The sequence below is a fragment of the Bradyrhizobium sp. 23 genome (assembly GCF_023073295.1).
GTDB lineage: Bacteria > Pseudomonadota > Alphaproteobacteria > Rhizobiales > Xanthobacteraceae > Bradyrhizobium > Bradyrhizobium canariense_D.
Genome location: NZ_JADPJF010000014.1, coordinates 97,951 through 103,975 on the forward strand (window position 1 = coordinate 97,951; position 6,025 = coordinate 103,975).

Annotated in this window: 7 protein-coding genes; 3 read left to right on the forward strand and 4 right to left on the reverse strand. The window is 63.7% G+C overall.

All coding sequences use genetic code 11. From position 1 onward, the window contains the following. The 3 genes from IVB32_RS02595 to IVB32_RS02605 form a co-directional block, all read right to left on the reverse strand. Positions 1–660: crosslink repair DNA glycosylase YcaQ family protein (locus tag IVB32_RS02595; RefSeq protein ID WP_247409693.1), on the reverse strand; the 660-nt coding region annotated here is incomplete at its 3' end. A 108-nt stretch (positions 661–768) separates the two neighbouring features. Continuing rightward, complete coding sequence (locus IVB32_RS02600) at positions 769–1,017, reverse strand: hypothetical protein (RefSeq protein WP_007595197.1); 249 nt, start codon at positions 1,015–1,017, stop codon at positions 769–771. A gap of 119 nt (positions 1,018–1,136) precedes the next feature. After that, positions 1,137–1,382 (reverse strand): hypothetical protein, encoded by a 246-nt coding sequence (locus IVB32_RS02605; protein WP_018455000.1) that lies wholly within the window; start codon positions 1,380–1,382, stop codon positions 1,137–1,139. 513 nt (positions 1,383–1,895) lie between these two features. On the opposite strand from IVB32_RS02605, the gene IVB32_RS02610 reads away from it, so the two are divergent. After that, positions 1,896–2,537 carry an OmpA family protein gene (locus IVB32_RS02610; protein ID WP_018455001.1) on the forward strand — a complete coding sequence of 214 codons (642 nt, stop codon included), beginning with the start codon at positions 1,896–1,898 and terminating at the stop codon, positions 2,535–2,537. 57 nt (positions 2,538–2,594) lie between these two features. Here IVB32_RS02610 and IVB32_RS02615 read toward each other — a convergent pair whose 3' ends face one another. Beyond that, positions 2,595–4,025 carry a phospholipid carrier-dependent glycosyltransferase gene (locus tag IVB32_RS02615; protein ID WP_247372615.1) on the reverse strand — a complete coding sequence of 477 codons (1,431 nt, stop codon included), beginning with the start codon at positions 4,023–4,025 and terminating at the stop codon, positions 2,595–2,597. A gap of 51 nt (positions 4,026–4,076) precedes the next feature. Between IVB32_RS02615 and IVB32_RS02620 the strand changes: the two genes are divergently transcribed. Then, positions 4,077–4,775 (forward strand): FecR family protein, encoded by a 699-nt coding sequence (locus tag IVB32_RS02620; protein ID WP_317244930.1) that lies wholly within the window; start codon positions 4,077–4,079, stop codon positions 4,773–4,775. Positions 4,776–4,777: 2 nt separating this feature from the next. Then, positions 4,778–5,944, forward strand: a complete 1,167-nt coding sequence (locus IVB32_RS02625; RefSeq protein WP_247372611.1) for a hypothetical protein — start codon at positions 4,778–4,780, stop codon at positions 5,942–5,944. Positions 5,945–6,025 lie beyond the last annotated feature (81 nt).

Sequence of the window (6,025 nt, forward strand, 5' to 3'; positions counted from 1 at the left end):
CGATCGCAGCGCGCGATCGAGCAGATAGACCGTGATGTCCTTTGCCGACGCCGGCCTCGGCAGCTTGTCCCAGCCGAAATGGCGCGTCATCAGCTCATAAGTCTTGAGCATGCCCTGCCGCTCGCTGACGGTCACGGCACCCATGTAGAAGGCGAGCTGCAATGCCCGCTTCGAGGGTTTTCGGCTTTGCCAGAGATGCTCCTTCTCGGTGAGCACGTCGTCCTCGATGTCGCGGATCGTCAGCGGGCCGGCGCGCACCAGCCGCATCACCTTGCGCATGTCGGCAGGTTTCACCGAGGCGAACCATTTGTGCCCCTCGCGGCGGTGCTCGCACATCGCCGGCAGGAAGAAGCGGAAGTCGCCGGCCGGCACGTAAGACAGCGCATGCGTCCAATATTCAAAGACGCTCTTGTCGACGCTCTGGGCATGGCGCAGGTCGGCGCGCCGGTAGGACGGGATCCGGCTGAACAGGATGTGATGATGGCAGCGCTCGATCACGTTGATGGTGTCGATCTGCACATAGCCGAGATGGGCGACCGCGTCGGAGACGGCTTGCGCGCCGTCACCGAACGGCGCGCGCTCGTCCAGCCGCTGGGCATGAAGCCAGATTTGCCGGGCCTGTGTCGTGGTGAGTGGAATCGGTTTGGGCGCGCGGGACATTGCGGAATGCAGTGTAGCGGGATTCGCATCCAGCCAAGAAGCCGATCCAGGAGCGGACAAGGAAAAACCGCGCCGCCATCTGCTGACAGCGCGGTCGGAAGGCGCTTGCTACTTCATCGACATGGCCTTCTGCGCCTTCATGTAATGCATGCAGGCGCTTTTCATCTTGCCGTTGCTCATGTCGGTGTTGGCCATGGCCATTTCCTTGTTCATGGCCGTCTTGGCCGGCGTATCCGCCGTGCCGCCCATCATGGCGGCGGACTTCATCATATTGTCGCTGGTGCACGCCATCATCGCGGCAGATGCAGGGGAAACGGCGAACGCGACCAAAGCTGCAGCTGTGAGCAAGATTTTCATCGAAAAGTCTCCTCCGTAAAACGAAACCGGCGTCATGCCGGCCTTCGCGATACGTATTCTCCGGCGAAGACGTTTCGTGGAGAAGACAATTTCTTGCTGCGGTGCGAAGACGGGAGGGCTCAGCGGCCGGCTTTCGGGGCTTTGGACCGGTCGCCGACGCTGCCTGTTGCGACATCGGGTTCGCACGAGGCCTTGCCGCGCTCCTCCGCCTGGCAGCGATAGACGTTGCCGGTGAGACGATCGACCAGCCACATGTTCTCGTCGGTTGGCGCTTGAAGCCCGACATAGCGGGAGGTCAGCCCCGTGATCAGTGTCGACAGCAGGATCGCCACCGCGATCATCGCCGCGCCGATGTAAATGGGCATGGAGCTCAGGGACACGGTCCGATCCGGCGGGCCATTGCGATAAAACTGGTAATCACTTGGCCTCGGCACTGGGTGGAACTCGGCTCCCTTCGTTTGCGCTTGTCGGAGGCTGTGCCCTGCTAGGCGTCCATCTGGCCGAAAAATTGTTCACAGACAGGCCAACACGCGACGGCTTTGCGACAATCGGTGAGCATGGGTTTCCTTGAGTGAACCGGCCCCCGCCGCCCGAGCGGCACCTCGGCGCGGCGGTCCTCAGTGATGCGGATCACGACAGGACTGCGACGGCTCGAACCATCGCCGGAGAGGTGTGCGACCACTTCTCTTCTCGCGCTGGCGCCCCTCCTCGGAGCGGACCGCGGGTCGGCTCTCTATGAACCGAAACCGCTTGAAATACGCTGCCGTGGTCCAGGACGGCCCCGTTTCCACCGTGACCAAGATCACACCAGGGCTTTTGAACCTGCCCTATGCTCGCAGCATCAAATAGCCATCAGGCGTCACAACGAGGATACGACAATGACCCGTTTCAATAACTCTTTTGCACTGAAGGCGGTGACCCTCTCGGCAATTCTGTCGATGACAGCCGGCTTGGCTATGGCCGGCGACGGCAATGTCTCTACCAACCAGATCCTGGATGCACTGAAGCCGAAGCCCGTGACCCGGGGTCTGTCCGCAGGTCCGCAGGTTGATCCGGCGGTCCAGGCCAAGGAATCGACGTTCCTGAACACCGTGCGCAACCGCTCGACGCGGTCGCTGTCGACGGGCGAGCGCGAGCAGATTGCCGAGCTCGCCGCGACCAAGCCGAAGATCGATCTGGAGATCCAGTTCGACTACAACTCGGCCGACATCGCCAAGACGTCGGTGCCGTCGGTACAGGCGCTCGGCAAGGCGCTGTCCGATCCCTCGTTGAAGGGCTCGACCTTCGTGGTCGCCGGCCACACCGATGCGGTCGGCACCGAGGCCTACAATCAGGGGCTCTCCGAGCGGCGGGCCGACACCATCAAGAAATACCTGGTGCTGAACTACGGTCTCACCGGCACCGATCTCGTCACCGTCGGCTACGGCAAGACCAAGCTGAAGGACGCCGCCAACGGCGCCGACCCGATCAACCGCCGCGTCCAGGTCGTGAACATGGACACCAAGACCGCGTCGAAGTGATTCCGAAATTGTCGCCCATCAAGACGCCGCCTGCCGTTCTCCCGGCGGGCGGCGATTTCATATCCAGCTTTGGAAGAGCATCAGCCGATTGAAGGTCTGCATCGATGTGCCGACGAAGGCCGCCGAGATCGGCAGCATGGCGGCAAAGCCGATCGCGACGACCCCGACATAGGCCCACAACAGCCAGCCCGGTAGACCGTCCCGCCGCAGCACGTAGACCAGCGCGAGCGACGCCACGGTCGCAGCCGGCAGATAGTAATAGATGAAGGCGAGCGTACGCGGCAGCAACGCCCAGGCGAGCCAGGACCCGAAATAGAAGACCGCGATCAGGAACGCATCCCGGCGACGCGCGACGACGAAATCGCGCAGCACGACGGCGAGCGCGAGCAGCGTCGGCCACAGCACCAGGGGGTTACCGAGAAAGACGATCGCGGAGACATTGTCGTCCACGGTCTTGTCGAACAGGAACCACACCGGGCGCGCGAGCAGCGGCCATGACGGCCAGGCGCTCATATAAGTGTGGCCGGCGATGGCAGTGGTGGTGTTGTCCGCGAAGATCCGGCGCTGCGCCTCGACCAGATCCGGCAGCGACACGCCGTAGAGTGGGACGAAGGCCGCAAGATATGTCATCGCGGGCAGGACAGTGAAGCAGAGCACGACGTGATGTAATCTGAAGTCGGGCCAGAGATCAGGCCGGTACCAATCCCCCGGCTTCGCGTCGGCAAACAGGGTGTGCCAGCCCTGCATCAGGCGGATCACCGCGACGATGACGATGCAGATTCCGAGCGGAAACAGGCCGCTCCATTTGCAGGCGGCCGCACAGCCGAACAGGCTGCCGGCAGCCGCGAATAATGCATGGGGACGATCCTTTCGAAAGCCATGCATGAAGGCGGCAATCGCGAGCAGGCCGAAGCCGAGTGCAAAAATGTCGAGCATCGCGACGCGCGCCTGCACGTACAGCATCTGGTTGCAGGCGGCGATCAGCGCGGCGGCGATCGCAGGCCCTTGCGCGGCGAACAGCGCGAGGCCGCACAGATAGATCGCGACGATCGCGAGCGCGCCGAACAATGTCGCGGGATAGCGCCAGCCCAGCGCGCTGTCGCCTAAGGCCGCGATCGATAGCGCGATCAGCTCTTTCGCCAAAGGTGGATGCATCGGATTGAGCATCGATTGCGACACCGCTGGTGCCAACATCTGCCGCGCCGCCGGCACGTAGTGCACTTCGTCGAAGACGAACTTCTCCGGCGTCGTCAGGCCAATCAGCAGGGCAAGATGCGCGACCAGGAAAATCGCGACAGCAATCACTGCGCTCCGCGACACCTTCGGAACCGCAGGCAAGTCAAGTCGCGTTTGTGGGGATGTCTTGCGTGGCAATTTTGCGTCACCGCGGAGAATAATAGAGATCGCGGTTTTCATTGAACGCATTCTGCCGCAACTGTCACTAAGCATAACGCAGGTCTCGCGCTGCTTGTGATAATTCCGCCACATCGCAAGCGCGCGTGATCCGGTACGATCAGGGACACATCGATCGGTTGCGAAATGAATTTGCGTTTCTGGCTTTTCTCCACGCTGTTGTCGACCCTCTTGTGCGCGGCCCCTTGCGCCCAAGCCCAGACGCGCGTCGGTGAAGCCGTCTTGATCCAGAATGAAGTCGTTCGCGTGGCCGCGACCACGACGCCGATCAGCGTCGGCGACAGCATGCTGCGGGACGAGACCGTGCGCACCGGCGCCGGCAGCGCGGCTCGCTTCGTGATGGCCGACAGCACCAATCTGTCGCTCGGCCCGAGCGCGACGCTCAAGCTCGACCGCACCGTCTTCAACGACGAGCACAGCTATCGCGACGTCGCGATCCGCATGACGACGGGCGCATTCCGTTTCGTCACGGGACATTCCGAGAAGACCGCCTACAAGATCACGACCCCGCTCGCGACCATCGGCGTGCGCGGTACCACACTCGATATCCTGTCCCAGCGCGGCCGCTCGGTCGTCGTGCTGCAGGACGGTGCCGCCAGCGTCTGCACGACGAGCCAGCAATGCGTGCAGCTCACCCAGCCCGGCGACACCGCAATCATCACCTCGACCGGCGGCAAGATCTCCATCAGTAAGACCAATACGCCGCCCTGGACCTTTGCCGCGACCTGCGCCGCGAGCGCGGGACTGTGCGCGGTCAGCCAATATGCGGACGCGTCGCCGACCATCACGCCCGCCCAAGACGACGGCATGCTGTGCGGGCGCTAACGATGGAAGTATTCAACGTCAGGCGCTTCATGCTCGCGAGCGTGCTGACCGTCGTGGCTGCGTTTGCGTTGATCGCGGTCGAGGCCCGTCCGGCGGCAGCCGCCACGATTTGCGAGTCCGAGTGCGGAGGGCCGACGCCCACCCCGGCGCCGAGCTATTCACCCTCGCCGACGCCGACCTACAGCCCCTCGCCATCGCCGAGCCCTTATCCGTCCTCCACGCCGAGCCCGACGCCGACGCCGACACCGAGCCCAACGCCGACGCCGAGGCCGACCGGCGCGGATTCCAGCGGCGGCTCGATCGGCGGCCTCGCCAACCAGCGCTTCAACCAGATGATCACCAACCGGGTGCTCGGCACGGTGCTGCTCGGGGTCAACGAGCAGGTCAATTGCAGCAATTGCGTCAGCGCGTTTGGCTCCGCCGGCTCGTTCTCGGCCGGAATCCACGGCCGCAAGGAGCTGACCAACAATCTGTCGCTGCTCGCCGGCATCGCCTACACGCAGTACAGCGAGGGCGGCTACAACATCACAAGCGCTCCCATCGCCGCGTTCGCGCTGCGCTATGATTTCACCGACTGGGGCTCGTCGCGCCCGTTCTTCGACGTCGGCACGATCCTGACGCCGTGGGAGAAGGCGCGCTACACCCGCAGCTACAACACCAACCTCGGCCCGGTGAACGTCACGAGTTCGACCAACGCCTCGAACTACGCCGTTTATGGCCGCGCCGGCTGGATGAGCCGCGTGTCGCCCCGCGACGAGGTCGCCGCCTCGATCGAGGTCTGGCAGCTCTGGCAGCGTGTCTCGGGCTATACCGACAGCGCAGTGGCGTTCAATCCGTTCGACGCCAGCATCGCGACCGGCACCGACCGCACCAGCCTGGTCAAGATCGGCGGCCAGTGGACGCATCTCTACGGCAGCAATATCGAGGCCAACATTAACGGTGGCTGGGTGCAGTCATTCGCCAGCCATAGCGGCATCGTCGCCACCGTGACCGGTGACGGCATGGTGGTGCCGACCATGGGTAACCAGGGCTGGTTCGAATATGGCGGCCGGCTCGGCTTCCGCGTGCAGAAGGGCTGGATCGTCGACCTGTTCGCCAACGGCACGCTCGGCCCGCAGCCGGTGGGTAACACCATCCATGGCGGCGTGGGGCTGCGGATCAATTATTAGCGGCGGGCCTTCGCTCAGATTCCGCTGTCATGCCCCGGCTCGACCGGGGCATCCAGTACGCCGCGGCCGATCGATTGACCA